Here is a 23,614-nt window from a genome sequence, read left to right as displayed (position 1 = left end):
GGAGCCTCTGAGTCACTCCGTGCTTCTCTGAGTAACTCAGTGTAACAGACCCACGTCGAACGTCTCACCTCCCATCTATACTATTCCATACCTCATTCACTTTGCAAGTTTTGTATAGAATTGGCCTTGGCGGCGCGCAGGGTTTGTGAGCCTATAGTTAGCATAGCCAGCAGAACCGTACCCAGTACACCGGCAATAAATATGACAGGACCGATAGCGGTCTTATTACTCACTTGTTGCAGCCACAGATTATTGATGAACCAGGCCAGAGGCGTACCTATTAGAACGGCGATTCCAACCAGAAACAGGTACTCTTTGGAAAGCAGATAGACAATGTTTCCTGAAGTGGCTCCCAGAACCTTTCGAATACCAATCTCTTTTATTCTATTTTCCGCTGAGTACATTGCCATACCCAGTAGACCAAGACAGGAGATCAGCACGGAGAATACGGCGATCAGGCCGAGCACCTTAAGGAAATCTCCGAAAAGTACCAGAATCGGACTCTCCTGCAGCTGCTCATTGAAAATCTTGTATTTCAGAGAATAGACACTGTTGAGGTCCAGCCAGGTACTTTCCAGATAATTAGCAAAAGATGCTGTTTCTCCGGCTCTTATTTTTACCACGGCATAATAATAGTTATCCGGATTATACCGCATTAATATCGGATCTTTACTTCGTAACGGATTGGCCGAGATAAAATCATCAATCACGCCTATGATAGTGTAAGATGCGTCATTTATTTCAACAGGTTTTCCCAAAGCTTCTGTGGGAGAACCAAGGCCAAGCTTGTTGACAGCTGATTTACCCAGGATTGCGGCATCGGTAGAATCACTCCCAATTTCAGGGTTAAAGTTTCGCCCCGTGAGCAGATTCAGGCCCATTGTTTGTATGTAATTCTCATCCACATCAAATGAGTGACCTCGAATCGGGTCAGTTAGAGACTCTGAATTTATCCATGCACCCGTAATAGAGCCTAATGCCGGTACTTTTGAACTGGCTGCCATAGAGATTACATCAGTATGATTGGCATACCTCGATTCAAATCTCTCATACGATACATCCTGCAGGGCTACATTAATGATATGTTCGGAGTTGAAACCGTGATCTACATTGACCATGAAATTAAACTGTTTGAACAGTATGATAGCCGTAATGATAAATACGAGAGAAAATGTAAATTGGCTGACGATAATAGTTTTCCGTATCGCAATGGCTGATAATCCTTTAATGGAGCTTATTCCTTTTAGCACCTTTGAGGGTTGAAAGGATGAGAGGTAAACTGCCGGATAAATGCCTGCAAGAACCCCCACAAAAACGCTGAACATCAAAAAGAAAATATAAACCCAATAGTGGTTGAAAAGGCTCAGGTCAATCTGATTCTCCGACATATTGATTATGAATAGACTGTTGAACTCAGGAAGCAGCCACTTTAGGATCGCTATGGAAAAGAGTAAAGCCAGAATGGCGATAATAACCGATTCGGTAAGGAACTGTTTAATGACATTCGATCTGAAGGCTCCCAGAACTTTCCGTACACCTACTTCCTTGCCTCGGTTTAAGGCTTTGGCAATTGTCAGACTTACATAGTTAAAGCAGGCAATAAGAATGATTATTAGTGCAAATCCGATAAGGAACCAGGCTATAATACCCGGAATGGAATTACCAACTTCATTCGAGATGATAGGTCCCAAATTTATTTTGGTCAAAGGCTGAAGTACAAAAGAGTTGATGATGTTTTCTCCTTCTTCATCCTGGTAGTGTCTTGAGATAAGGGAAGGAAATTGTGACGTTAAATTATCCTCTTGAGCCTGTTCCTTTATCTTTAAGTAGGTATAGGACTGGTAAATATTATTTTTCCAGTCAGACAGTGATTCGGTAAGTGCAGTTTTTGAAGTTAGTGAGGCATAGGAGACCAGCACTTCAAAATTAAAATGAGTCTTTACCTCAGTATTCACAATGCCGGTAACGGTATAATCTCTGTCACCCAATCCGGTAAGCACTTTTCCCATAGGATCATCACTGTCGAATAGTTTTTTCGCTGTTTCGGGCGACAATACGATATTACCGGGTTCTGAAAGTGCGGTTTGCGGATCTCCTTTCAATAGCTCAAAGTCAAATACTTTGAAAAAGTCGCCATCCGTAAATACACCATTAAGGTTAAAAGTTTTCTCGCCGACCCTGATTTCACCGCTATAGTTACCTCGCAGGCGTACCGCTTCTTCCACAGCGGGTATCTCCTCCTCCAGCTTCGCGGCAAGATCTGCTGGAGAGGTAGCGTAGAGAATTGCCTCATTATTACCACCGGATTTAAAATCAGAATTGACGCGATAAATGCGATCTGCATGCTCATGGAAACGATCATAACTACGCTGGTCAATAATGAATAGCATGATAAGCAGGCAGACAGCCATGCTGGCAGCCAGACCCAGAATATTAATAAGGGAAAAGCTTTTATGTTTTTTGATGCCTCGCCAGGTTACTTTCAGGTAATTTAAAATCATAACAGTATTCCAGATTAGTGATTGTAGTATGAAATAGGGGATGGATCTAAGAACCTGGCTCCACAAAGAGAGGTAAGCATAGCTTCGCCCTTCATTTTTCTTGTTCCAGTAGTATTCTTCTTCCAGGTCACCGATCAAATGGTGCAGGTCATGTGGTAGCAACACATCCAATACCTTTATGATGAATGGAGTGGAGTAATTCTTCATGTCAAAGTTGCTTTTGAAGGATACCATTCAAGTCCAAGGTCAGGCAGATCAGACCATGTTTGTTCTTGTACCGTTTTTACCTGTTGAAGGGCGTTAACACCTTTCGAGGTGAGCTTGAAAAACCGCTTGGAACGACCGCCGCGCTCATCAGTTGGGTCACTGTCCCACGTAGTGAGATATCCACGTTTTTTTAGCCGTTTCAGAGGTACATAAACCGATCCAACGGAAAAATCTTTTCCTAGTAATTCGGACAGGTGCTGCCTGATTTCAAGGCCATAGGCGTCTTCCTGAAGTCTCCAGACACTCAACAGCAGCAATTCCTCCATTCGGGTAAGCAGATCCATCACAGGCATTTATTTTAAGATTTAAAACAAATACGGGTAACCTGTTAAAAGGTTGCAATAAAAGTTTAAGGATAGTGCTAGCTATTTCACGGAGTGTCACTGAGAAGCACAAAGTTACATGGAGTAAAGAAGGCTGGAGAAAGGAAAATGAGATACCGGAAGAAGGACTAAGGAAGTGGTTATTCTCTGTGTATCTCCGATCTTCTCTGAGTAACTCTGTGTTACAGCCCAAGATTAACGCTTCATGCCTCAATACTCATATCTCCCTTCTCCTTGGTAAGCTCCTTTACTATATAAATTAATATACCCGTTGCAATGATCATCAATAAGAGCCCCCAAACTGCGCTGCCGAAGAATAGCTGTCCCATTCCATAAAGAAAACTTATGATGGATACCGCCGCTAGGGCCACTTTTATAACAGCGGGCCAGATAGGTTCCACCGGTTTGCCATCTTTGGTGAATTCCTTCCATCCGGGTCCGCCGGGCTGAACCTGGTCGAAGAATTTCTGAAGGGTCTCATCTTTTTCAGGAGACGTCATCAGGGTGACGGCGATCCAGGAAATGGTAGAGAAGATGGTTGTGAATATCATTTTGCTCGCAAAGTCATCATACCCGATTTCAGGCGCAAGAAAACTTCCTATTGCGGCAGTAATCATAGCCGTTATCTCACTCCAGGCATTGATCCGCCACCAGAACCAGCGAAGCATAAATACGAGTCCGGTACCGGCACCGATGGAAAGTATGGCTTCCCAACCCCCTTTTACGGTATCAAAGAAATAGGATACCAATATGGCCAATGCCATGATGAGCAGGGTGGCGATTCTCGAAATCCAAACATAGTGTTTTTCGGCTTCGGCTTTGTTTTCAAATCGATTCGGAGGTTTGAAATAACGCTTATAGAAATCGTTAACGACGTAAGAAGCACCCCAGTTGAGGTGGGTTGACACTGTAGAGACAAAAGCGGATAAAAATGCTATAGCCAACAGACCCAGCAGTCCGGCGGGTAGCAGGTCAAGCATCAACAGCGGATACCCGGTCTCCTTATCAGCCAGATTTGGATAGACAATGAGTGAAACAAGCGCTACCAGTATCCACGGCCAGGGTCGTATGGCGAAATGCATCACATTAAAAAGCAGGGTTCCGCCAACAGCATTTTTCTCGTCTTTGGCCGAAAACATGCGTTGGGCAATATAACCCCCGCCACCCGGTTCGGAACCGGGATACCAGGAGGCCCACCACATCATACCCACCCACACGAGTGCTGTTGAAAGGAGAATTTCAGGATTGGTAAATGGGTTAAAATCCAATACCCAGGGATCAGGTCCGAATTCTGCTATCAGCTTGGCATTCATTTCATTCAGACCCCCAACGTGGTCGACCGCAAGCCAGGCAAGCATGATGGAACCGGTCATGGCAATGATAAACTGGATGAAGTCTGTGACAACGACGCCCCACAGTCCTGAGATAGCTATATATATTCCAATAAGAAAATAGAGCGCAAAGATGATCATCCACTGGTCGGCACCCGTGACCACGGTCAGGATTTTTGCCATCCCCACTGTCACCCATCCCAGGATAATACAGTTTATTGGAAAAGCCAGGTAGATGGCTCGGAAACCGCGAAGAATGCTGGCAGGTTTTCCACCGTATCGCAGTTCAATAAATTCAACGTCGGTTATAACATCGGCGCGCTTCCAGAGTTTGGCATAGAGAAATACGGTGAATAGCCCCGAAAACATGAAGTTCCACCAGATCCAGTTACCTGCAATACCTTCACTGGCAACAATGCCGGTCACGGCGAGAGGGGTGTCGGCCGCGAATGTTGTGGCAACCATGGAGATTCCGATAAGCCACCAGGGTAGGTTTTTGCCACCTGTAAAAAAGTCCTCGAGATCTTCCTGTCCTCTTTTACGGGCTATAACAGCCACGGCAAACATCAAAATAACGTACCCGCCCATCACCAGGTAGTCGAGTAAAGCAAAATGCATAGGTGCGTGCTAAATGCCAGGTAATTTTCATCTAATATAGAATTCAATTTAAGAGTTACAAACCGATAAACGATTTATGCCTTAAATAGCGTTGCTAATTATCAATAAAAGTCAGTTTATTACTAATAGAACACGGAAAAAGCTTACAAGAAGTATGACTTATTTTACTATACATGTTTCTTTTGGATATCTGTGATCCCAGTTAATTCGCTATAAATGGCCATAACCAAGTATAACATAGGATGTACCGGCTGGAGCCTAAAAGAGTGGGTCGGTACTTTTTATACCGATGATGCTAAGCAGGATGACTATTTATCCCAGTATGCTTCGGTATTCAATTCCGTGGAGGGAAATACCACATTCTATAATATTCCCAGTGCTAAAACGTTGAAAAGCTGGGGCAGTAAAACGCCGGATAATTTTAAGTTTTGTTTTAAGTTCCATCGCTCCATTACTCACGAGCGACAGCTGCATAATGTGGAAGATGAGGTTTTGCAGTTTCTGGATACTTTTGATCCCATTGCCGACAGGCTTGGTCCTTTTCACATCCAGTTATCTTCCGGATTCCCTCCTGAATATTTTGATCGCCTGGAAAAACTCTTTTCCTACCTTCCCACGGTTTACAGCTATGCCCTTGAAGTTCGGCATCCCAAATTTTTTGATCATGGGAAGCTAGAGCACCGCCTTAACCGGCTGTTAAAGAGTTACAGCATCAACCGGGTGATATTCGATACGCGAAAGCTCCACGCTATGAAATCGAATGAGCCATCTATCACTGAAGCACAGAATAAGAAACCTAAGGTTCCGGTTCGGTTTGATACCACGGCTTCTCGTCCTTTTGTCCGTTTTGTTGGAGCCAATGACGCCCTTAATAATGAGCCCTATCTTAAAGAGTGGGCTATCATAATTGCTGACTGGATCAAAGAAGGGCTGCATCCCTATATTTTTACCCATGCACCCGACAGCAAGAATCAGCCGCCCATTGCCCGCAAATTCCATCAGCTATTATCTGAACTTATAGATATGAATCCAATGCCTGCATGGCCTATTGAGCGGCAGAATGAACAGCTGAATCTGTTTTAATGGAACACGGATTAATCAGGTAATACCGGTCATCAATAAAAGTAACTTTTTATAAACCTGATTTACGTCTTTCGTGTTCTGTAAGGTAGGCCGCTAAGAAGAGTGATAAATCCATACCAAATGCTTATATTTGACGTCTTTTGGAAATGAAATTATCAGTAAATTAATGCCCGAAACAGCTACAGATACCCAGAAATTGATTGAGGAAGAGGCGAAGAGGCGACGTACCTTTGCCATTATTTCTCACCCCGATGCCGGTAAGACCACACTTACCGAGAAGCTACTGCTTTATGGCGGTGCCATACACGAGGCCGGTTCTATCCGCCAGCGTAAAGCCTCGCGTTATGCCGCATCCGACTGGATGGCCATTGAAAAGGAACGGGGTATATCGGTCACTTCCTCCGTACTTCGTTTTGAAAAAGATAATATCAAATACAACCTGCTGGATACGCCCGGTCACAAAGACTTTTCAGAGGACACGCTTAGAACCCTGGTTGCCGCGGATACGGCACTGATGGTAATTGACGTTGCTAAAGGCGTCGAGGAACAGACCGAAAAGCTGTTTGAAGTGTGTAAGATGCGGGAGATCCCCATCATTACTTTTGTGAATAAGTGCGACCGTCCGGGTATGGAACCGCTGGAAGTGATGAGCAATGTAGAAAACCAGCTGGGTATCGAACCGATACCGGCATCATGGCCGCTGGGCTACGGTAAAGATTTCCAGGGGATCTATGACCTGATTGGTAAAAAATTATATTTGCTCAGAAAAGAGAAACACGGCGCCAAGAAGGCCGAAAAAGAAGTATACGATCTGGAAGAAGGTCTGGAAAAGGCGGTATTGTCGCAGGCCGAAAAAGATCGTTTTCGTGAAGAGGTAATGCTGACAGAAGATCTTTTTGACTCCATGGATCCTGAGGCGTATCAGCACGGCAAGTGTACGCCTATGTTCTTCGGGTCTGCGCTCAATAACTTCGGACTTGATGTATTCCTGGATTATTTTTCAAAATTGGCCAATCCGCCGCAACCTTATGAGAACGAAGACGGTTCCGAACGGGTGATCACCGATGATTTCTCGGGATTTATTTTCAAGCTTCAGGCAAATATGAATCCCGACCACCGTGACTGTGCTGCTTTTGTTCGGGTGACATCAGGAAAGTTTGAACGCGGTTTAGAGGTAGAGCAAGCTGACGGTAATGGGAATAAGAAAATAAAGATGTCAACCCCGCATACATTGATGGGCGATGAACGTCATATTCTGGAGGAAGCCTATCCGGGTGATATTGTTTCCCTTTTCAACCCCGGTTCATTTCGAATTGGGACAACCATCTTCAGCGACCATCCGGTTCGTTTTAATGTGATACCCCTGTTTACCCCGGAGCACTTTATGAAAGTGTCTACAAAAGACCCCTTCAAAAGGAAACAGTTGCGAGAGGGTCTGAAACAGCTTGCCGAGGAGGGTGTGGTTCACGTGTTTGAGGTCCCCAAAGGAGTGGGTAATGAGCTACTGTTGGGAACCGTAGGAGCACTGCAGTTTGATGTGGTAAAACATCGTATGCAATCGGAGTACAACTGTGAACTCCACATGACTCCCGTTACCTACAACTCAGCGCGCTGGCTGCCCGAAGACCAGGAAGTTATTGACAAGCTTGAGAAAAGCTATTCAACCCATGTCACCAAAGATATGGAAGGGAACCCTATCGTACTTTTCGACAGCACCTATGCCCTGAACCAGGCCGAAGAGAAAGTAGGTAGTGAGAATCTCTATAAGTTCAAGCAAAATTAGTCGTGAGTATTGAGTCATGAGTCTTGAGACTTCAGATTTGAGAAGTTTGGTTGGTTGCCTATGGTGGTACCACAAAGTAGCACTGAGAAGCACAAAGCTTCACAGAGAAGTTCACGACTCAAGACTCACGACTAGGCATCTTATTTCCCACCATTAGCCTGCAGGTCTTCGATACATAGCTGATCTAGATTGGGAACCTCTCCATTAAAGTTTTGAAATATATTCCCTGTTTCTACAGCCGGCTCCATTAGACAGCCGTCGGTGGTACAATGAGCGCTGCCGCTGGTTTTGTGATCAGACTGCGTAGGAGTTCCGTTACCTACCAAGCCCATGTTGTGTCCCACTTCGTGACGAAATACCGTGCCTTCCACTTGTTGTCTGCTTGGAGCTGTAGGCGGTGTTCCGCTTATATCTTCGATCGTTTGCCCAAAGAAAGCCATGGAGGTATTCCAGTAGGCGATACCCAGTACATTGGAATCCGAATACTCCCCATCCACAATTAAAAAGTACGCATGAAGCGTACTGCTACCTGTTTCGGTATAGTTATCGCGTTGTTCTTCTTCGATAGCTGATATATCTTCGGTGGTATAGCTGCTTTGTCCGCCGGCTGCAATTTGAGTGGTTGTAAAGGAAATGCTGTTCTTGTTCAGGCGTTCTTCTAAAAATGTCTTAAGACTGTTGAGCCCTTCCTGTGTCGGTTCATAGCCTTCCATATAATCAATCTCTATTTCCAGGCTGGTGTATTGGTCGCTCTCCAGAAATGATTTGGCAGAATCTCCGGGGGCGGCTTTGCTATTGAATTGCGGTTCCGGGTCTATATCCGGACCGGTACCTGAATCCGAACAAGCATAAGCCAGAAAGGTGAGTGCAAGTAGTGCAAATAGTATTTTATTTCTAAGTGAAATCATAAGTAACAGTTATTGTGATACGTGTTTTTAAAAGTTTACAGTTGGAATGCTTTATTTGCCGCCGTTGGCTTCGAGGTCTGCAAGGCAGTTGGCATCCAGCGGGGTTATCTCATCACCGCTGACGGCGTTTTGAATGAGTTCGGTTCTTTGTGTCGCGTAATACATCAGGCATTGGTCATTGTCACAATGATTTCCATGATCGGCATCCTGATGCGGTGTTTGCATATCAGTTCCTGAGTTAGGGATGTTGACCAATCCGAAAAGATGACCGAATTCATGCCTGAAAGAGATCGCCTCAATCTGGTATCTGGAGGGCGGACCAATACCGCTGCTTGCCTCCTCATACGAGGGCCCGAAAAAGGCATTCGAGGTATTATAATATGCAATACCAAGCAGATCTCTTTCCTGGTATTTGCCGTCTACAATAATCATATATGCTGCAAGGGTATCCTGTGCGCTAAAGGTTGATCGTTCTTCCTCTTCAATGGCACGAATTTCATTAGCGCTATAGCGATCTTTGCCACGCGATTCGATCTGTGTCGGTTCTTTTATAGAAATGGACTGTTTATGCAACCGTTGTTCAAAGAAAGCACCTAGACTGTCGAGAGCCTCTTCATTTGGTGCATACCCCGGCATGTAATCCACCTCCAAAACCAGGTGAGTAAAATTTGAGTCAGCCAGGAAGTCATTGGCTGCCGTACCCGGTTGGACTTTATGGTCGTAGTCCGGGATAGGAGGCATCTGATCGGGATTGGTAGAGGTATCTGAGCAGCCTCCTAACAAATTAAGTGATAGAACAAGGCCAAGTACAATCGTAAATCTCAATTTTGACATCTTAACCATTTGTTTATTTTCAGAATACGCATCGTGGAAGTTAAACCGGTTTTGGCGGTTGATGTTTCATCATACACTTCATTGCGTGATACGCAAGAAATGTTCGTTCAGATTATTATCCTGTAAAATGTCTTTATACTCTTACGCTTATGGATGTAGATATTGTTGAAGCGGACTATCAGAACCCCAGGCACTGTTCGGATATCAAATACCTTACTAATGCCTATGCTAAGGATGAAATGGGTGGAGCACATCCTCTCCCGCAACAGACTTTGCAGGAGATGATTGAGGGGCTCCGGGGTACTTCCAACGCTTTTACAATGATTGCCTATCATAAGGAAACTGCAGTGGGCATTGCAAATTGCTTTGTAGGTTTTTCAACCTTCGAAGCGAGAAAACTTATAAACATTCATGATCTGGCTGTTCTGCTCGATTACAGGAACAGGGGAATCGGTGAATTATTGCTTCAGAGTATACAGAAGAGAGCCCGAAAACTGAAATGCTGCAAGCTTACCCTGGAAGTCCGGGTGGATAACCCGGCGCGACAGCTCTATGAGCGCTTCGGCTTTGAAACCGGGGATCCTGAAATGCTTTTTATGACCAAAGAGTATTACTGAGTTTAGCCCATCAGAGTAATTGAAATCGTATTGGTATAGCAAAATGCATTAGTATCAGTTTACCATGCTCCTGTCTACCCTGGTAGGCGTATGTTCGCCGGAGATGATTCCTTCAGCGGCCCGGGCGATAGCGTTTATGGTATCAGTAATATGTTGAAGGTCCACGGTTTCAATTTCGTCGGTTACCCTGTGGTAATCCGGATCAACATCGATGGGGGTCGTACTGATGGAGTGCGCCGGTACTCCCAGCCTTGCTAGTGTGGCGTTATCCGAACGGTAAAACAGATTCTGGTTGGGATATGGGTCCGGAAGAAAGGTGTAATCCATTCCCTCTGTGCTTTTCTGCAGGAGTTTCCCGAAACTGGACTTTTCAAATCCGGTAATCCAAGCGGAGTTCGGTTTTCCGGTAAATGGCTTCCCGATCATCTCAATATTAAACATGGCAACGATGTTATCCGGATGCAGCTGCCGAGAAAAGTATTTGGATCCGTATCCCCCTGCCTCCTCAGCGGTAAAAGCTACGAATAGTAGCGTTCGTTCCGGTTGGGGTTGTTGTGAGAAATACCCGGCCAGTTCAATAACTGCGGTGGTGCCCGAAGCGTTGTCGTTGGCTCCGTTGGCAATGGAATCACCTTCAACAGGCTGCACGACACCAATGTGATCATAATGCGCGGAGAAGAGTACGATTTCATCCTTTCTTTTGCCTTCAATTTTCCCGGCTACATTGGCAAGAGTGAGCTGTTCCACATTTTTATCAAGTGAGATGCTAAAGTTTTCAGGTTCTTCAGCCATTATGAATACTTTATCGTGTTGGCTTTCTCCCGAGAAGCTACGGTTTGGTCTCGAAAAATAGGGCCGGTAGCGTTGAAACATATCTGAATGGGTTGGATCAACAAACACGATGAGATCCTCTTCAAGTTGATTTAAATTGCTAAATTCCGACCTAAAATCAGCACCCGTTGGAATAGATTTTACATCAGTCTGTGCATTTTCCGACCACCTGATATTCCTATTACTTGCTAAAACAAAGAAGTTGTCAGTATCCAAAGCTTTTCCATCCACCGTAATCCGGGAATTTTCAAGGGATATGGATTCCATGTGGAATTCCTGGAGGTAGTCATCTTCCTCATCCAGCGTTTGCAATCCAAATTCAGAAAACTTTTCAGCTATGAAATCTGCAGCTTCCTCAATATGAGGAGTAAATACTTTGCGCCCTTTCATCTCATCTGCACTAAGTGTTTTCATGATTTCGGAAACATCTTCCTGAGTGGTCTGCGCAGCGATGGCAAGAGGCAAAGAAGTTATTACAATGACTAGCAGGATTAATCTCTTCATGAGGAATCTTGGTTGTAGGATGATTGACCGCTAAATGAACGGTATTGGTTATAGTTGAATTCAGTTAAGTAGATGGAATACCTAGGAACAGCTCTTTTACCTTTATTCAATGATGAAAGTTGCAAAACATATGATGTAAAGAATTTGACCACTTTTCAGATGATTTCAGCCGTTTCACCTTGCCGCTATTATCCTTAAATTAGAGCCCTTTTGAAATTTCTGTATAATTGAATTGTTGAGTTGCTGAATTAGTTTTCTATCCGGACTATTATTTTGGATTGTTTAGACTTGCAGGCAACTGACCAACTCAATTATTCAACCATTCAACAAATCAATAATTAATTTTATCATGGCTAAAGAATTTGATGTTTGCGTAATCGGATCGGGCCCGGGTGGATATGTAGCGGCTATCCGTGCATCTCAACTTGGTTTCAATACGGCAATTGTGGAAAAACGACACCTCGGTGGTGTTTGCCTGAATATAGGTTGTATTCCAACCAAGGCGCTGCTGAGATCTGCTGAAGTATTTGAAAATATCGAACATGCCGGAGACTATGGAATTAATGTGAAGGATTATTCTGCCGATTTTGGAGGCATGGTAAAGCGTAGCAGGAATGTTGCCAATAAAATGAGTAAGGGCGTTCAGTTCCTGATGAAGGCCAATAAGATTGAAGTCTTTGAAGGTAAAGGGGTCTTTGAGTCAAAAAAACAGATCAAAGTCGTGGATGATAAAGACAAGACCAAAGAGCAGATTAAAGCCAAGAATTTCATAATCGCTACCGGTGCCCGTCCCCGCGAATTGCCAAATATCAAGATCGACGGAGAGATGGTTATCGATTCCGAAAAGGCCATGCAGCTTGAAAAACAGCCTAAGAAAATGGTCATCATAGGCGCAGGTGCCATCGGCGTTGAGTTTGCCTACTTCTATCATACCATCGGTACCGAAGTCACTATCGTCGAGTTACAAGACACACTCGTTCCGGTTGAAGACAAGGATGTAGGCAAAGAGCTGGGTAAAATCTACAAGAAAAAGGGTCTGGATGTACGAACCGGAAGCACCGTTGAGAAGGTTGAGAAGAAAGGAAAAGGTGTGAAGGTTACTATTAAGTCCGGTGACAAGGAAGAGACCGTTGAAGCGGACGTTGTTCTATCGGCAGTCGGTGTGACGGGTAATGTGGAAGGAATCGGACTGGATGAGATTGGGGTGGAGTATGAAAAAGGCGCTATCAAGATCGATAAAGAGACCATGCAGACCAGCGTCGACAATATTTACGCCATCGGTGATGTAGCGGGCGGACCCTGGCTGGCACACAAAGCATCACACGAAGGTATTATCTGTGTTGAGAAACTGGCCGGTGAAGACCCGCTGCCCATGAATTACAACAACATTCCCGGATGTACCTACTGTGAGCCTCAGATTGCCTCTGTTGGATATACCGAAGAGCAGGCGAAGGAGGAAGGCTATGATATTAAGGTTGGCAAATTCCCATTCTCAGCCAGCGGTAAGGCTTCCGGACTTGGACATGAAGAGGGCTTCGTAAAGGTAATTTTTGATGAGAAATACGGCGAATGGTTAGGATGCCATATGATAGGGTCTCATGTAACCGAATTGATAGCTGAAGCGGTGGTTGCCCGTGACCTGGAAACTACCGGACATGAAATTATCAGCGCCGTTCATCCGCACCCGACTATGTCAGAAGCCGTAATGGAAGCGGTAGCAGAAGCCTACGGCGAAGGCGTGCACTTGGGCTCCAAGCCTAAGAAAAAGTAAAATTAAAAATTAGGAATGACGAATTAGGAATTGTCAGCAAGGACATTCCTAATTCTTAATTTTTAATTTCTAATGCTAACCAATGAATTCTGTTGAAATATATGATTTAGACCGTGCACCCTACCCGCCGGTGTGGGATCTGCAGGCAGCTGTTCAGCAGCGTCTTATTGATGAGAAGCAGGCGCGTCGCAAGCAGAAGCTCTACAAGCCGGGGGAAGAGAGCAACGATGTACTGCTTTTTGTTGAGCATCCGCACGTCTACACGCTGGGTAAAAGTGGTGATTCAAACCACCTTTTAAAAGGCTTGAAGGAGCTTTCGGATATTGATGCGGAATATATTGAAATTGACCGCGGAGGAGACATTACCTATCACGGTCCGGGGCAGATTGTAGGCTATCCCATAATGGATCTGGATCGTCATTTTACAGATATTCATAAATACCTGCGCTACCTGGAGGAAGTGATGATTCTTACCTGCGCCGATTACGGAATCGAAGCGGGACGCATTGACGGATTAACCGGTGTCTGGGTCGGAGACGAAAAGATATGTGCCATGGGCATTCGCTGTTCCCGCTGGGTTACCATGCATGGATTTGCGCTTAACGTGAATACCGATTTAAGTTATTTCAATCATATTGTTCCCTGTGGAATCAATGACAAAGAGGTAACCAGCCTGCAGAAGATACTGGGACGAGAAATTGATCCTGCTGAAGTAAAAGAACGGTTGCTGAAGCACTTTGCAGAGGTCTTTGAAGTGGATATCATCAAGATAGAATCGCTGCCTGAACTGGACAATGAATTTTCGTATCTTAAAAGATCATCAACAGCAGCAGCCCAATAACAGTTAGTGACGAAACATGATTAAAGAACTGAATGTAGTAGACAGAAAAGAAACCACGCAGAGGCGCCCGGATTGGCTTCGTGTAAAGCTGCCTTCCGGAGAAAAATTCAAAGAAGTTTCCGATACCATTCAAAAACACTCCCTGAACACTGTCTGCTCAGAAGCACGTTGCCCAAACATGGGTGAATGCTGGGGTAACGGAACAGCTACGTTCATGATTTTGGGTGATGTCTGCACGCGCTCCTGCTCGTTTTGCGCTGTAAAAACAGGTCGCCCCATACAGGGTTTGGATTGGGATGAACCGCGTCGAGTCACCGATGCGGCCAGTAAAATGAATCTAAAACATGTGGTACTTACCTCTGTCAATCGTGATGAGCGAAAAGACGGTGGCGCACCCATTTTTGCAGAATGCCACCGAATGCTGCGCGAAGAGATTGAAGGGGTAACTATTGAGTCACTTATCCCGGACTTTCGCGGTGTTTGGGAAGCCCTTCAGATTGTTATTGATACTCCCCCCGATGTGTTAAGTCATAATCTGGAAACGGTTCCCCGTCTCTATAGGGAAGTACGTCCACAGGCCAAATATGAACGGTCTCTAGAGTTATTGCAGCGCTGTAAGGATCAGGGTCTGCGAACCAAAACCGGAATTATGGTAGGTCTCGGAGAAAAGCCTGATGAGGTTGCCAAACTCATGCAGGACTGCGTTGATCACGATGTTGATGTGCTGACTATCGGACAATATATGCAACCGACTAAGATGCACCATCCGGTAGAGGAGTGGGTACATCCCGACCAATTTGCAGAGTATAAAAAAATCGGTGAGGAACTGGGACTCGAGCACGTTGAAAGCGGACCTCTTGTGCGTTCTTCCTATCATGCTGAGCGTCACGTATAGCTTCTTTTCCTCACAATTTTAGAAGAATACTCGACTATTCCCCTTGATCTCTTATATTGGAATAGTTCAGCACATCAAAAACTAACTGATTATGCTTGCACTAGCGGTTGTAATTGTACTGAGTTATCTGATTGGGTCCATTCCTTCGTCCATATGGGTAGGAAAAGTGGTAAAAGGTGTAGATATAAGAGATCACGGCAGCGGCAATGCCGGGGCCACCAACACCTTTCGTTTACTGGGCTGGAAACCCGGAGTGGTTGTTCTGGCTATAGATTTTTTTAAAGGATACTCCAGTTCTTTCTGGGTCAGCCAGCTAGCTTATTTTATCGGATCAGGTCCGGTAGCGCTCTTCTCTTTTTGGGATGTAGACCCTTTCCTGCGCATTGTGTGCGGGGTGGTAGCGGTAATCGGTCATATGTTTCCTATTTATGCGAATTTTGACGGTGGCAAGGGGATGGCCACTGCTGCAGGTATGCTTTGCGGTATCGAACCAGTTTCGGTGGGCATCACCGCGATTGTATTTGCTATCGTCATGTTTGCCAGCCGATATGTTTCTCTGGCTTCCTTAATTGCGGCATTTATTTATCCGATTGTATTACTGGTTCTTAGGTACGGGTACGACTGGCCTATTGCAGGAAGTGTATTGATATTTGGAGCATTGGTCGGCTTGGGGATCATCGTAAAACATAAAGGCAATATTAAACGTCTGATAGAGGGCACTGAAAACCGGGTGGGATCTTTCAAACCCGCCACCGGTTGGCTTAACAAGGAGAAGCAACAAGAACAGAATTAACAGCGTGAAAAAAGTAACCGTTATAGGAGCCGGTAGTTTCGGAACGGCCCTGTCTATAGTGTTGGCCAGAGCCGGCAACAAGGTCAATTTGTGGGCAAGGGAGTCAGAAATCGCTTATGGTATCAATAATCAGCATCGTAACCCATCTTATATAAGTGATGTAACCCTGCCTGATGCTGTTGTCTGTTTCAACGATCTGGAAAAATGCGTGCCGGGAAGGGATATGATCGTTTTTGCTACACCCTCGCATGCCATGCGCGAAGTTGCCAACACGGTTAAACCCCATCTCACAGGTGAAGAAATTGTTGTGAGTGTTGCGAAGGGGATTGAAAACGATACCTTTATGACAATGTCGCAAGTACTCAGCGAAGTACTTGAAGGGGTTATTATTGATGACAAGATTGGTGTATTGTCGGGACCCAGTCATGCGGAGGAGGTCAGCAAATTCAGGCCGACTACCGTTGTGGCAACTTCCTTTTCTAAGAGAACGGCCGGTATCATCCAGGAAACGTTCATGACCCCAATGTTTCGAATATACCTGAACTACGACATTATTGGCGTGGAGATAGGAGGGGCGGTAAAGAATATCATGGCGATAGCTGCAGGTATTGTGGATGGAGCAAGCCTCGGGGATAATGCCAAGGCGGCTCTAATCACTCGTGGACTTCATGAAATAAAACGTTTGGGCATGAGATTGGGAGCTTCGCAGGATACGTTCTCTGGACTTGCAGGCGTGGGAGATCTCATAGTTACCTGTACCAGTGAGCACAGCCGGAACCGGTATGTCGGCTATCATATAGGCCAGGGACTGAAGCTCGATGATATTGTTTCTAAAATGAATATGGTTGCCGAAGGGATCAGAACAACCAGATCCGTTTATGATTGGAGCAACAAACTGAATGTAGAAATGCCCATCACAGAAGCGGTTTATAAGGTTCTTTTTGAAGAGAAAGATCCTAAAGATATGCTTTATGATCTTATGACGAGGAATCCCAAGGAAGAAATTATGATTTAAGGTAGGTTGCAGAATTAAGAGAAGATGAGAGCTAAAGTCTTTCATCTCATCTTAATAAAAGAATTTTAGTTTCGTTGTAACTAAAAAACAAAGCGGCTATGTATTTCAAAGACTCCGGCACGGCTACCATTTCAAAGATGGATTACCTGGATGTGAAAAATTTGGCACAGACAGGTGAAGGAACCTTTCTCGAATTTAAGAGAACCATTCCATCAGCAGAGAAAATTGCCCGTGAAATAGCAGCTTTTGCTAATACCAGCGGTGGCACCCTCTTGATAGGGGTCGACGATGATAAATCCCTTATCGGAGTGGAAGGCTACCAGGAAGAGGAATTTCTGCTCAACCAGGCTGCCAATGAGTTATGTGATCCAAAAGTATCTATCACCATTGAAATTGTGCATTTCGGTGAACGGGATATTTTGGTTATTAAAGTACCCGAAGCGGAAAATAAACCTATTTTTGTACGCGATGATGAGAAGTCAAAAGTGTATGTAAGAAATAAAGATCAAAATAAGGTGGCCAGCCGCGAACGAATTGAAGTGCTAAAGAAAAAGCATTCACCGAAGGGGGTCACTTTTCAATACGGACCGGAGGAACAAAAATTATTTCGCTATTTAAATGAATACGGCGAAATAACTGTTATCAAGTTTTCACACCTGATTGACAGCGATCAATCCAAGGCTTCCGGCATACTGGTAAATCTGGTGAGCGCCGGAATATTGAATTTATTTACTAAGGATAATATTGATTATTTTACCTTTTCACGGAATTGTGAATCGTTTTAACGCTTAGGAAAAGATAGAAACTGATGGCAAAAGAAGAGAACTTAGACGATGTGATTGCTGATCTGATTGACAGCGATGATAAGGAGCAGTCTGCAGATCAGGCAGCTGCCAAGACTCCCTCTTCTCCATTCGATGGTATTGATGCCTCGGCAGAGAACTTTTCTGGAGATAACACCGTAAGCCTTACCGAGAGAGCAGCCAAACAGGTTCGTAAAATTATGGCTGAGGAAGACCCGGACAACAATCTCTATCTGCGTGTGGCTGTTGAAGGTGGCGGATGTTCCGGTCTGAGTTATAAGCTCGGTCTTGATCACAGGACGGACGAAGATGAAATTATTGAGAGCCAGGGGCTTGAGATATTGATCGACCCCCGCCATATGATGTACCTGGAAGGTATTTCCATTGACTACCCTGACGGACTTGATGCACGCGGTTTTACCTTCGATAATCCCAATGCCTCAGAATCCTGCGGTTGCGGATCCTCATTCGCTATCTGAGGCAATTGGTGCTCGTCTTATAAGTGATACTGATGCTTTTCTCCTTATTCTCAGTTCAATAATACGGGATCGCCGTATCCCAGATCCTTCAGTCGATCGAGTTGGGTGTCAGCATCTCCCACAACCAGGTAAATCATCTTGTCGGGATCAGCATACTTATTAGCCAGTTCACTGATTTGTTCTTTTGTCATCTCTTTGACGAGCTGTTCTCTCTCCTTTATATAATCGGCCGACCACCCATAGGCACTCATATTTTGGAGCAAATTCAGCTTTGCACCATAGGTTTCAAATGCCCTGGCATTGCTTTTCAAAAGAAAGCTCTTGGTGGTTTCGAGATCCTTGTCTGTAAAGGTACTCGGGTACTCCTCAAGGATATCTTTAACGAGCTGCGTCGATTCATAGGTCACATTGGTACGAACTCCGCTTCGTATTCTGAAGGCTCCTGCAATGGTTGTGCCGGTGAAACCTGAGCCGATGCCGTAAGTATACCCTTTTCCTTCCCGCAGTTCCTGGGTAAGCCGTGAGGCAAATCCGCCTCCGCCAAGAATATAATTCATAACCGTCGCCGGATAATAATCAGGATCGGTTTCCGGCATGGCAAGATATCCGAAATTCAGCACCGACTGCTTGGCATCAGGTACGTCATAGAAATAAACTTTTGATTCTGCTACAGGCTCCGGAGTTTCATATTCAGGTATTTCTGCCCCACTGCTCTCCCAATTGGTATTCAGCTCCTCCAGAGAGGCCACCACTTCTTGTTGCGTGACGGCACCGACAATATGAAAATCGGCCAGGGAAGGTGTTATATAATCCTCGTAAAACGCCTTTAGATCTTCGATGGTTATGGTCTCCACACTTTCAGTAGTTCCAAGAGGATTATTTGAAAGGATGTGATCCTCTCCGTAGATCAGTTTGTCAAATTCGTTGGATGCAATGCTGTTTGGATCGCCTTTTTGCTGGGCGATCTGGCTGAGAACACGCTGTTTGGCGAGATCAAATTCCTTTTCGTCCCATCGCGGCTCTAGTATAATCTCTTCAAGCAAGTCTATGGTGGCTTCGTAATTTCTGGAGAGCGTATTGCCGGTTATGGTTATATCCTGACTGCCGGCATATACGTTGATATTTGCTCCCAATTCGTCAATAGCTTCTTCCAGTTCCTGTGGAGTCTTGTCTGCGGTGCCCTTGGGCATCAGTTCGGCTACCAGGTTAGCAACGCCAATTTTTTCGGGATTTTCTGCCAGTAGTCCACCTTTTATTCTAAGGTTAAATTGAACCAGCGGGAGTTCATTATTCTCAATGCCGAAGATAGCCATCTCATTTTCCAGGTCTGTCGACCACACTTCAGGGATATTCAGTTCCGGACTGTCGCCGTATGGCGGTTCTTTTGAACGGTCAAAAGATGAAGGAGTTTTCTCATAGCTGCTACTATCCGGCAGGTTAAACTCTTCATCTTCACGGCCCATAACAATCTCTTCCTCGGTGACCTCTGCAGCCACAGAGTTTTCCAGGGTGAGTTCACCGCTATCCAGAGGCACAAAACTGGTTGCCACGAAGTTTTTACCCTTGATGTATTCATCGTAAACCCTCATGATATCACTGCGGGTAACAGCTAGCGTGTTTTCAATATCTTCATTGATAAACCCGGGATCGCCTGCAAATATATTATACTGAGCCAGCTGGAAAGCTTTGCCCAGAACGCTTGAGAGTCCGTTATAAAAATTGGTTTCAATACCTGCCTTGATACGCTTCAGGTCACTGTCATTGAAGCCTTCTTCCTCAAACCTGGCAAATGCTTCATCAATGGCAGCTGAAACTTCATCCAGGTCAACATCCGGATTCGCCCTGACACGAATGGATATTTCCCCGGCCAGCTCCGAGTTTCGGCTGTACATGCTGACATTGGAAGTTAGTTGCTTTTCATCAATAAGAACCTGGTTCAAAGGAGCTTTCTTGCCGTCACTAAGTAATTGTGTAAGTATCTGAAGGGCATAGGAATCGTCGTGGAAATTTTCAACACCGCTCCAGGTCATGCGCAGTTCGGGAAGGCGTGCAAAGTTATCCTCGTAGTACAGTTTTTTGGTTTCTTCAAGCTGAGCATATTGTACCTCAAGCGGTTCAATCTCCTCGCCGCGTGGGATGTCGTCAAAATACTTGTGGACCCATTCTCGTGCCTGCCCTGAATCAAAGTCCCCGGCAATGACCAGCGTCGCGTTATTTGGCACATACCAACGATTGTAAAATTCCTTAACATCCTCCAGGGTGGCGCTTTGCAGGTCCTCCAGGGAACCGATTACCTGCCAGCTATAGGGGTGGCCTTCGGGATAGAGGTTTTTATCAATTACATAGTTGGTGTGACCATAAGGGCGATTGTCAACACCCTGGCGTTTCTCATTTTTTACTACCTGTTTCTCTTTGGCAACAACTGCCTCTGTTACGGTATTGATAAAGTAACCTACCTTGTCGGCTTCTGCCCAGATCATTTTTTCAAGAGCATCATTGGGTACCGTTTGGAAATAGTTGGTACGGTCACGGCTGGTGGAACCATTGGCACCCGAGCCGCCTATGCGACTACTCATCTTATCAAGTCCTCCCTTGCCTAAATTTTCCGATTCCAGGAAGAGAAGGTGTTCAAAAAGATGAGCAAATCCCGTCTTTCCTTCCTTTTCCCTGGCAGAGCCCACATGGAAGGTTAGGGCAACCGCTGTCACCGGATCAGATGTATCTTTATGAAAAACCACCTCTAGGCCGTTATCCAAAGTGAACTTCTCGTAGTCTACCTTAAATTCTTTGTCATTGGTGCCGGAGCAGGAAATGAATAGGAATATTAGGAGTAGGATAGCCGGAGCATTGGGAATAAAAATCGATCTCATGGTAGCGTATTGGGTTAGGGTGACGAACGTAAGTGGGAATATAGTACTCAGAAAGGAAAGGAGTATAATAATAATTGGGGTCGTCACACCGCGGATCAGATGATACCGGAGCCACCGCAGAGCGGACGGCTCAGGCTAGTTAGTTTAATTTTTCTTTCTCGTCAATCTCTGCGTGGTTGACGTAGCACCGGACGCTCTGCGTCCATTCGCCAAGCTAAGGCGATAATTACCTGGGCTCTACGTTTGATTTGGATCTTCTATGCGGAAAAGTACCTTTCTCTAGAAGGTAGAAGGTAGAAGGTAGAAGGTAGCTAGTTCATCTTTGCCTTGGCCTGCAGAAGAATATCTTCAATTTCATCCTGTGAGACATAGTAGTGCTCGTTGCAGAAATGGCATACTAGTTCCTGTCCCTCATCACTGATCTCTTTCAGGTCGTCGTAACTCAACATGGCGAGAGCATCCACAAATCGCTTGCGGGTACAGCGGCAGAAGAAGTCAACCGGCTGCCTGTCAAGCTCCTTAACCTTTATTGGGTGCATGACCTTTTCCATCAGGTCATCGATGTACAAACCATCTTCAAACATTTGATGAATAGATCCAAAGTTCTTCATCTTCTGCTGCAGCTTGTCAATTTTGCCTTCGGGTGCATCCGGCATCCTCTGAACCAGAACACCGCCGGCTTCTGTGACAACGCCGTCATCATCAATTCCTACATCCAGTAAAATGGCCGAAGGCACCTGTTCCGACTGAACCATGTAGTAAGCCAGATCATCGGTTATGTTGCCTTTTACCAGTTCAATGGTACTTCTGCGCGGTTCGGCTTCGTTGTACAGGGTTTTGGAAAAGGTTAGCAGTCCGATTCCGAGACCGTCACCGATTTTCACATCTTCCTTGCTATAATCCAACTCTGCTTCGGGCCTCTGAACATACCCGCGAATTTCACCTACCCGGCTTGCTTCTGCTACTACTGATCCAACCGGACCATCACCTTCAAAACGAAGTTGAACGCGTTCTTCTCCCTTTAGCTCGGAGGCCATTAGCATGGTTCCGGTAAGAGCCCTGCCCAATAAGACCGTATTCAGCAGGGAAAGGTGGTGTTTCTTTTGGGCGGTCTTAACGACATCGCTTGTTTTTACGACTGAAATTTTAAAATGACCGTCTTCGGTAATGCCCTTAATAAGACGATCTTTCATTTTAAAATCTTCTTTGGATATCATGGTAAAAAATGGAGTTTGATTTACTTATTGGCACATCTAACAAAAATGGCGACCCAAACATTTTGAGCCGCCATTCATTCTAATGTTTCATAATGTTCTATTGCTTCCCGCGATACATTTCCCCTACGTGTCCGGAAAATTCGCTTTTGGAAGAGTAGATACGGTGAATTCTGCCCACATTATTAATGCGCTTTTCAGCAAGGATATTTGAAGAAACAAAAGTTGGCGTGTCGTTTTCTTCTGAATAGTTCAGTATATCCAGGATGGTATCGTAGATCTTTGAGGCCTTCTGGTGTGCTCTTTCCGGATTATATCCTTCCAGTTCACTTGCAACATTAATCAGTCCGCCTGCATTGATCACGTAGTCAGGCGCATAAATAATGCCTCGGTCCATCAGCTCCTGTCCGTGCTTATCTTCCCGGTCCAGCACGTTGTTGGCGCCGCCGGCAATGATATCACAGTTGAAGTGATCGATAGTGTCGTCATTGACAATTCCACCCAGTGCGCAGGGGCTGAAAATATCTACATCCAGGCCATAAATACTGTCGGGATCAACCACCGTAGCGTTAACTTCATCGGCCAGTTCTTCCACTTTATCTTCGTAGATGTCGCTGATATAAAGCTCGGCACCTTCTTCTGCAAGCAGCTTGCACAGGTATGAACTAACGTGTCCCGCGCCTTGAACAGCAATCTTTCTTCCGTTTACCGAATCGTTGTCGTAGGCTTTTTTGCAGCATGCTTTGATGCCCATGTATACTCCGTAGGCCGTGACGGGAGAGGGATCACCGCTGCCACCCAGTGACTTGGGTATGCCGGTAACGTATTTAGTTTCTGAATTAACCCATTCCATATCCTGCACATCTATACCGACATCTTCGGCGGTGATGTAACGTCCGCCCAGACTGTCTACAAAACGCCCGAAAGCACGGAACAACTCCTCGGTTTTATCGGTACGCGGGTCGCCAATGATCACGGCTTTACCCCCGCCCAGGTTGAGACCGGAAATGGCAGCCTTGTAGGTCATGCCTCGCGACAAACGCAGAACGTCTCGTATAGCCTCTTCTTCATTGTTGTAAGGCCACATTCGCGTTCCGCCCAAAGCAGGTCCGAGTGTGGTATTGTGAATGGCTATGATTGCCTTGAGACCGACACTGGGTTCGGAACAGATAACAATTTGCTCATGCTCATAGGTTTGGAGCTGGCTGAAAAGCTTAAAATCGGAATCCTTCTTTTTAGCCGTCGACTTATCCACTGTAGTAGATTGCATTATGATATGGGTTAAGTTGTTATAGCTTTAATTCAGAAGGGTTGAAACAGAATCCGGACGGAA

Annotated in this window: 19 protein-coding genes; 10 read left to right on the top strand and 9 right to left on the bottom strand. The window is 45.2% G+C overall.

Features of this window, described 5'->3' with window-relative positions:
• Positions 1-92 precede the first annotated feature (92 nt).
• From G3570_RS13585 to G3570_RS13575, 3 genes are all read right to left on the bottom strand, one after another.
• Positions 93-2,708 (bottom strand): ABC transporter permease, encoded by a 2,616-nt coding sequence (locus tag G3570_RS13585; protein WP_165143266.1) that lies wholly within the window; start codon positions 2,706-2,708, stop codon positions 93-95.
• The gene (locus G3570_RS13580) at positions 2,705-3,052 is read right to left on the bottom strand and encodes a PadR family transcriptional regulator (RefSeq protein ID WP_165143264.1); all 348 of its coding nucleotides are present in this window, start codon (positions 3,050-3,052) and stop codon (positions 2,705-2,707) included. The genes G3570_RS13585 and G3570_RS13580 overlap by 4 nt, the downstream gene beginning before the upstream one ends.
• Positions 3,053-3,294: 242 nt before the next feature.
• The gene (locus tag G3570_RS13575) at positions 3,295-5,040 is read right to left on the bottom strand and encodes a sodium:solute symporter family protein (RefSeq protein ID WP_165143262.1); all 1,746 of its coding nucleotides are present in this window, start codon (positions 5,038-5,040) and stop codon (positions 3,295-3,297) included.
• Between the two features lie 216 nt (positions 5,041-5,256).
• On the opposite strand from G3570_RS13575, the gene G3570_RS13570 reads away from it, so the two are divergent.
• The gene (locus G3570_RS13570) at positions 5,257-6,123 is read left to right on the top strand and encodes a DUF72 domain-containing protein (RefSeq protein WP_165143260.1); all 867 of its coding nucleotides are present in this window, start codon (positions 5,257-5,259) and stop codon (positions 6,121-6,123) included.
• Between the two features lie 166 nt (positions 6,124-6,289).
• Positions 6,290-7,906, top strand: a complete 1,617-nt coding sequence (locus tag G3570_RS13565; protein ID WP_165143258.1) for a peptide chain release factor 3 — start codon at positions 6,290-6,292, stop codon at positions 7,904-7,906.
• A 140-nt stretch (positions 7,907-8,046) separates the two neighbouring features.
• Here the strand turns inward: G3570_RS13565 and G3570_RS13560 are convergent, their stop codons facing one another.
• A complete protein-coding gene (locus tag G3570_RS13560; protein WP_165143256.1) occupies positions 8,047-8,814 on the bottom strand; it encodes a metallopeptidase domain-containing protein in 768 nt (255 codons plus the stop codon).
• A gap of 51 nt (positions 8,815-8,865) precedes the next feature.
• Complete coding sequence (locus tag G3570_RS13555; RefSeq protein WP_165143254.1) at positions 8,866-9,648, bottom strand: zinc metalloprotease; 783 nt, start codon at positions 9,646-9,648, stop codon at positions 8,866-8,868.
• A 149-nt stretch (positions 9,649-9,797) separates the two neighbouring features.
• Between G3570_RS13555 and G3570_RS13550 the strand changes: the two genes are divergently transcribed.
• Positions 9,798-10,265: a GNAT family N-acetyltransferase gene (locus tag G3570_RS13550; protein WP_165143252.1), complete on the top strand. Its 468-nt coding sequence runs from the start codon at positions 9,798-9,800 to the stop codon at positions 10,263-10,265.
• Positions 10,266-10,319: 54 nt separating this feature from the next.
• Here the strand turns inward: G3570_RS13550 and G3570_RS13545 are convergent, their stop codons facing one another.
• Positions 10,320-11,600 (bottom strand): M20/M25/M40 family metallo-hydrolase, encoded by a 1,281-nt coding sequence (locus G3570_RS13545; protein ID WP_165143250.1) that lies wholly within the window; start codon positions 11,598-11,600, stop codon positions 10,320-10,322.
• Between the two features lie 349 nt (positions 11,601-11,949).
• On the opposite strand from G3570_RS13545, the gene lpdA reads away from it, so the two are divergent.
• The 7 genes from lpdA (at position 11,950) to G3570_RS13510 (ending at position 18,197) form a co-directional block, all read left to right on the top strand.
• The gene (gene lpdA, locus G3570_RS13540) at positions 11,950-13,371 is read left to right on the top strand and encodes a dihydrolipoyl dehydrogenase (RefSeq protein ID WP_165143248.1); all 1,422 of its coding nucleotides are present in this window, start codon (positions 11,950-11,952) and stop codon (positions 13,369-13,371) included.
• An 82-nt stretch (positions 13,372-13,453) separates the two neighbouring features.
• Positions 13,454-14,212 carry a lipoyl(octanoyl) transferase LipB gene (gene lipB / locus G3570_RS13535; protein WP_165143246.1) on the top strand — a complete coding sequence of 253 codons (759 nt, stop codon included), beginning with the start codon at positions 13,454-13,456 and terminating at the stop codon, positions 14,210-14,212.
• Between the two features lie 16 nt (positions 14,213-14,228).
• The gene (lipA, locus tag G3570_RS13530; protein ID WP_249067106.1) at positions 14,229-15,107 is read left to right on the top strand and encodes a lipoyl synthase; all 879 of its coding nucleotides are present in this window, start codon (positions 14,229-14,231) and stop codon (positions 15,105-15,107) included.
• 91 nt (positions 15,108-15,198) lie between these two features.
• Positions 15,199-15,900: a glycerol-3-phosphate 1-O-acyltransferase PlsY gene (gene plsY, locus G3570_RS13525; RefSeq protein WP_165143244.1), complete on the top strand. Its 702-nt coding sequence runs from the start codon at positions 15,199-15,201 to the stop codon at positions 15,898-15,900.
• Between the two features lie 4 nt (positions 15,901-15,904).
• The gene (locus tag G3570_RS13520) at positions 15,905-16,915 is read left to right on the top strand and encodes an NAD(P)H-dependent glycerol-3-phosphate dehydrogenase (protein WP_165143242.1); all 1,011 of its coding nucleotides are present in this window, start codon (positions 15,905-15,907) and stop codon (positions 16,913-16,915) included.
• A gap of 98 nt (positions 16,916-17,013) precedes the next feature.
• A complete protein-coding gene (locus G3570_RS13515) occupies positions 17,014-17,700 on the top strand; it encodes an AlbA family DNA-binding domain-containing protein (RefSeq protein WP_165143240.1) in 687 nt (228 codons plus the stop codon).
• A 23-nt stretch (positions 17,701-17,723) separates the two neighbouring features.
• Positions 17,724-18,197, top strand: coding sequence for a HesB/IscA family protein (locus G3570_RS13510; protein ID WP_249067105.1), 474 nt, complete (start codon positions 17,724-17,726; stop codon positions 18,195-18,197).
• Between the two features lie 50 nt (positions 18,198-18,247).
• Here the strand turns inward: G3570_RS13510 and G3570_RS13505 are convergent, their stop codons facing one another.
• The 3 genes from G3570_RS13505 to G3570_RS13495 form a co-directional block, all read right to left on the bottom strand.
• A complete protein-coding gene (locus G3570_RS13505; RefSeq protein WP_165143238.1) occupies positions 18,248-21,067 on the bottom strand; it encodes a M16 family metallopeptidase in 2,820 nt (939 codons plus the stop codon).
• Positions 21,068-21,378: 311 nt separating this feature from the next.
• On the bottom strand, positions 21,379-22,284 hold the full coding sequence (gene hslO, locus G3570_RS13500; RefSeq protein ID WP_249067103.1) for an Hsp33 family molecular chaperone HslO: 906 nt from the start codon (positions 22,282-22,284) through the stop codon (positions 21,379-21,381).
• A gap of 97 nt (positions 22,285-22,381) precedes the next feature.
• Positions 22,382-23,551, bottom strand: a complete 1,170-nt coding sequence (locus G3570_RS13495; RefSeq protein ID WP_165143236.1) for a Glu/Leu/Phe/Val dehydrogenase — start codon at positions 23,549-23,551, stop codon at positions 22,382-22,384.
• Positions 23,552-23,614 lie beyond the last annotated feature (63 nt).

It is taken from the genome of Halalkalibaculum roseum (assembly GCF_011059145.1).
In the GTDB taxonomy this organism is placed as follows: Bacteria; Bacteroidota; Rhodothermia; order Balneolales; family Balneolaceae; genus Halalkalibaculum; species Halalkalibaculum roseum.
The sequence above is the reverse complement of the archived record's forward strand: the minus strand, read 5'-3'. Positions and strand labels throughout refer to the sequence as shown.

Coding starts and splice junctions, on each gene's coding strand:
- G3570_RS13585 (WP_165143266.1), bottom strand. CDS start 2,708: ATGAAGAATTACTCCACTCCATTCATCATAAAGGTATTGGATGTGTTG.
- G3570_RS13580 (WP_165143264.1), bottom strand. CDS start 3,052: ATGGATCTGCTTACCCGAATGGAGGAATTGCTGCTGTTGAGTGTCTGG.
- G3570_RS13575 (WP_165143262.1), bottom strand. CDS start 5,040: ATGCATTTTGCTTTACTCGACTACCTGGTGATGGGCGGGTACGTTATT.
- G3570_RS13570 (WP_165143260.1), top strand. CDS start 5,257: ATGGCCATAACCAAGTATAACATAGGATGTACCGGCTGGAGCCTAAAA.
- G3570_RS13565 (WP_165143258.1), top strand. CDS start 6,290: ATGCCCGAAACAGCTACAGATACCCAGAAATTGATTGAGGAAGAGGCG.
- G3570_RS13560 (WP_165143256.1), bottom strand. CDS start 8,814: ATGATTTCACTTAGAAATAAAATACTATTTGCACTACTTGCACTCACC.
- G3570_RS13555 (WP_165143254.1), bottom strand. CDS start 9,648: ATGTCAAAATTGAGATTTACGATTGTACTTGGCCTTGTTCTATCACTT.
- G3570_RS13550 (WP_165143252.1), top strand. CDS start 9,798: ATGGATGTAGATATTGTTGAAGCGGACTATCAGAACCCCAGGCACTGT.
- G3570_RS13545 (WP_165143250.1), bottom strand. CDS start 11,600: ATGAAGAGATTAATCCTGCTAGTCATTGTAATAACTTCTTTGCCTCTT.
- lpdA (WP_165143248.1), top strand. CDS start 11,950: ATGGCTAAAGAATTTGATGTTTGCGTAATCGGATCGGGCCCGGGTGGA.
- lipB (WP_165143246.1), top strand. CDS start 13,454: ATGAATTCTGTTGAAATATATGATTTAGACCGTGCACCCTACCCGCCG.
- lipA (WP_249067106.1), top strand. CDS start 14,229: ATGATTAAAGAACTGAATGTAGTAGACAGAAAAGAAACCACGCAGAGG.
- plsY (WP_165143244.1), top strand. CDS start 15,199: ATGCTTGCACTAGCGGTTGTAATTGTACTGAGTTATCTGATTGGGTCC.
- G3570_RS13515 (WP_165143240.1), top strand. CDS start 17,014: ATGTATTTCAAAGACTCCGGCACGGCTACCATTTCAAAGATGGATTAC.
- G3570_RS13510 (WP_249067105.1), top strand. CDS start 17,724: ATGGCAAAAGAAGAGAACTTAGACGATGTGATTGCTGATCTGATTGAC.
- G3570_RS13505 (WP_165143238.1), bottom strand. CDS start 21,067: ATGAGATCGATTTTTATTCCCAATGCTCCGGCTATCCTACTCCTAATA.
- hslO (WP_249067103.1), bottom strand. CDS start 22,284: ATGATATCCAAAGAAGATTTTAAAATGAAAGATCGTCTTATTAAGGGC.
- G3570_RS13495 (WP_165143236.1), bottom strand. CDS start 23,551: ATGCAATCTACTACAGTGGATAAGTCGACGGCTAAAAAGAAGGATTCC.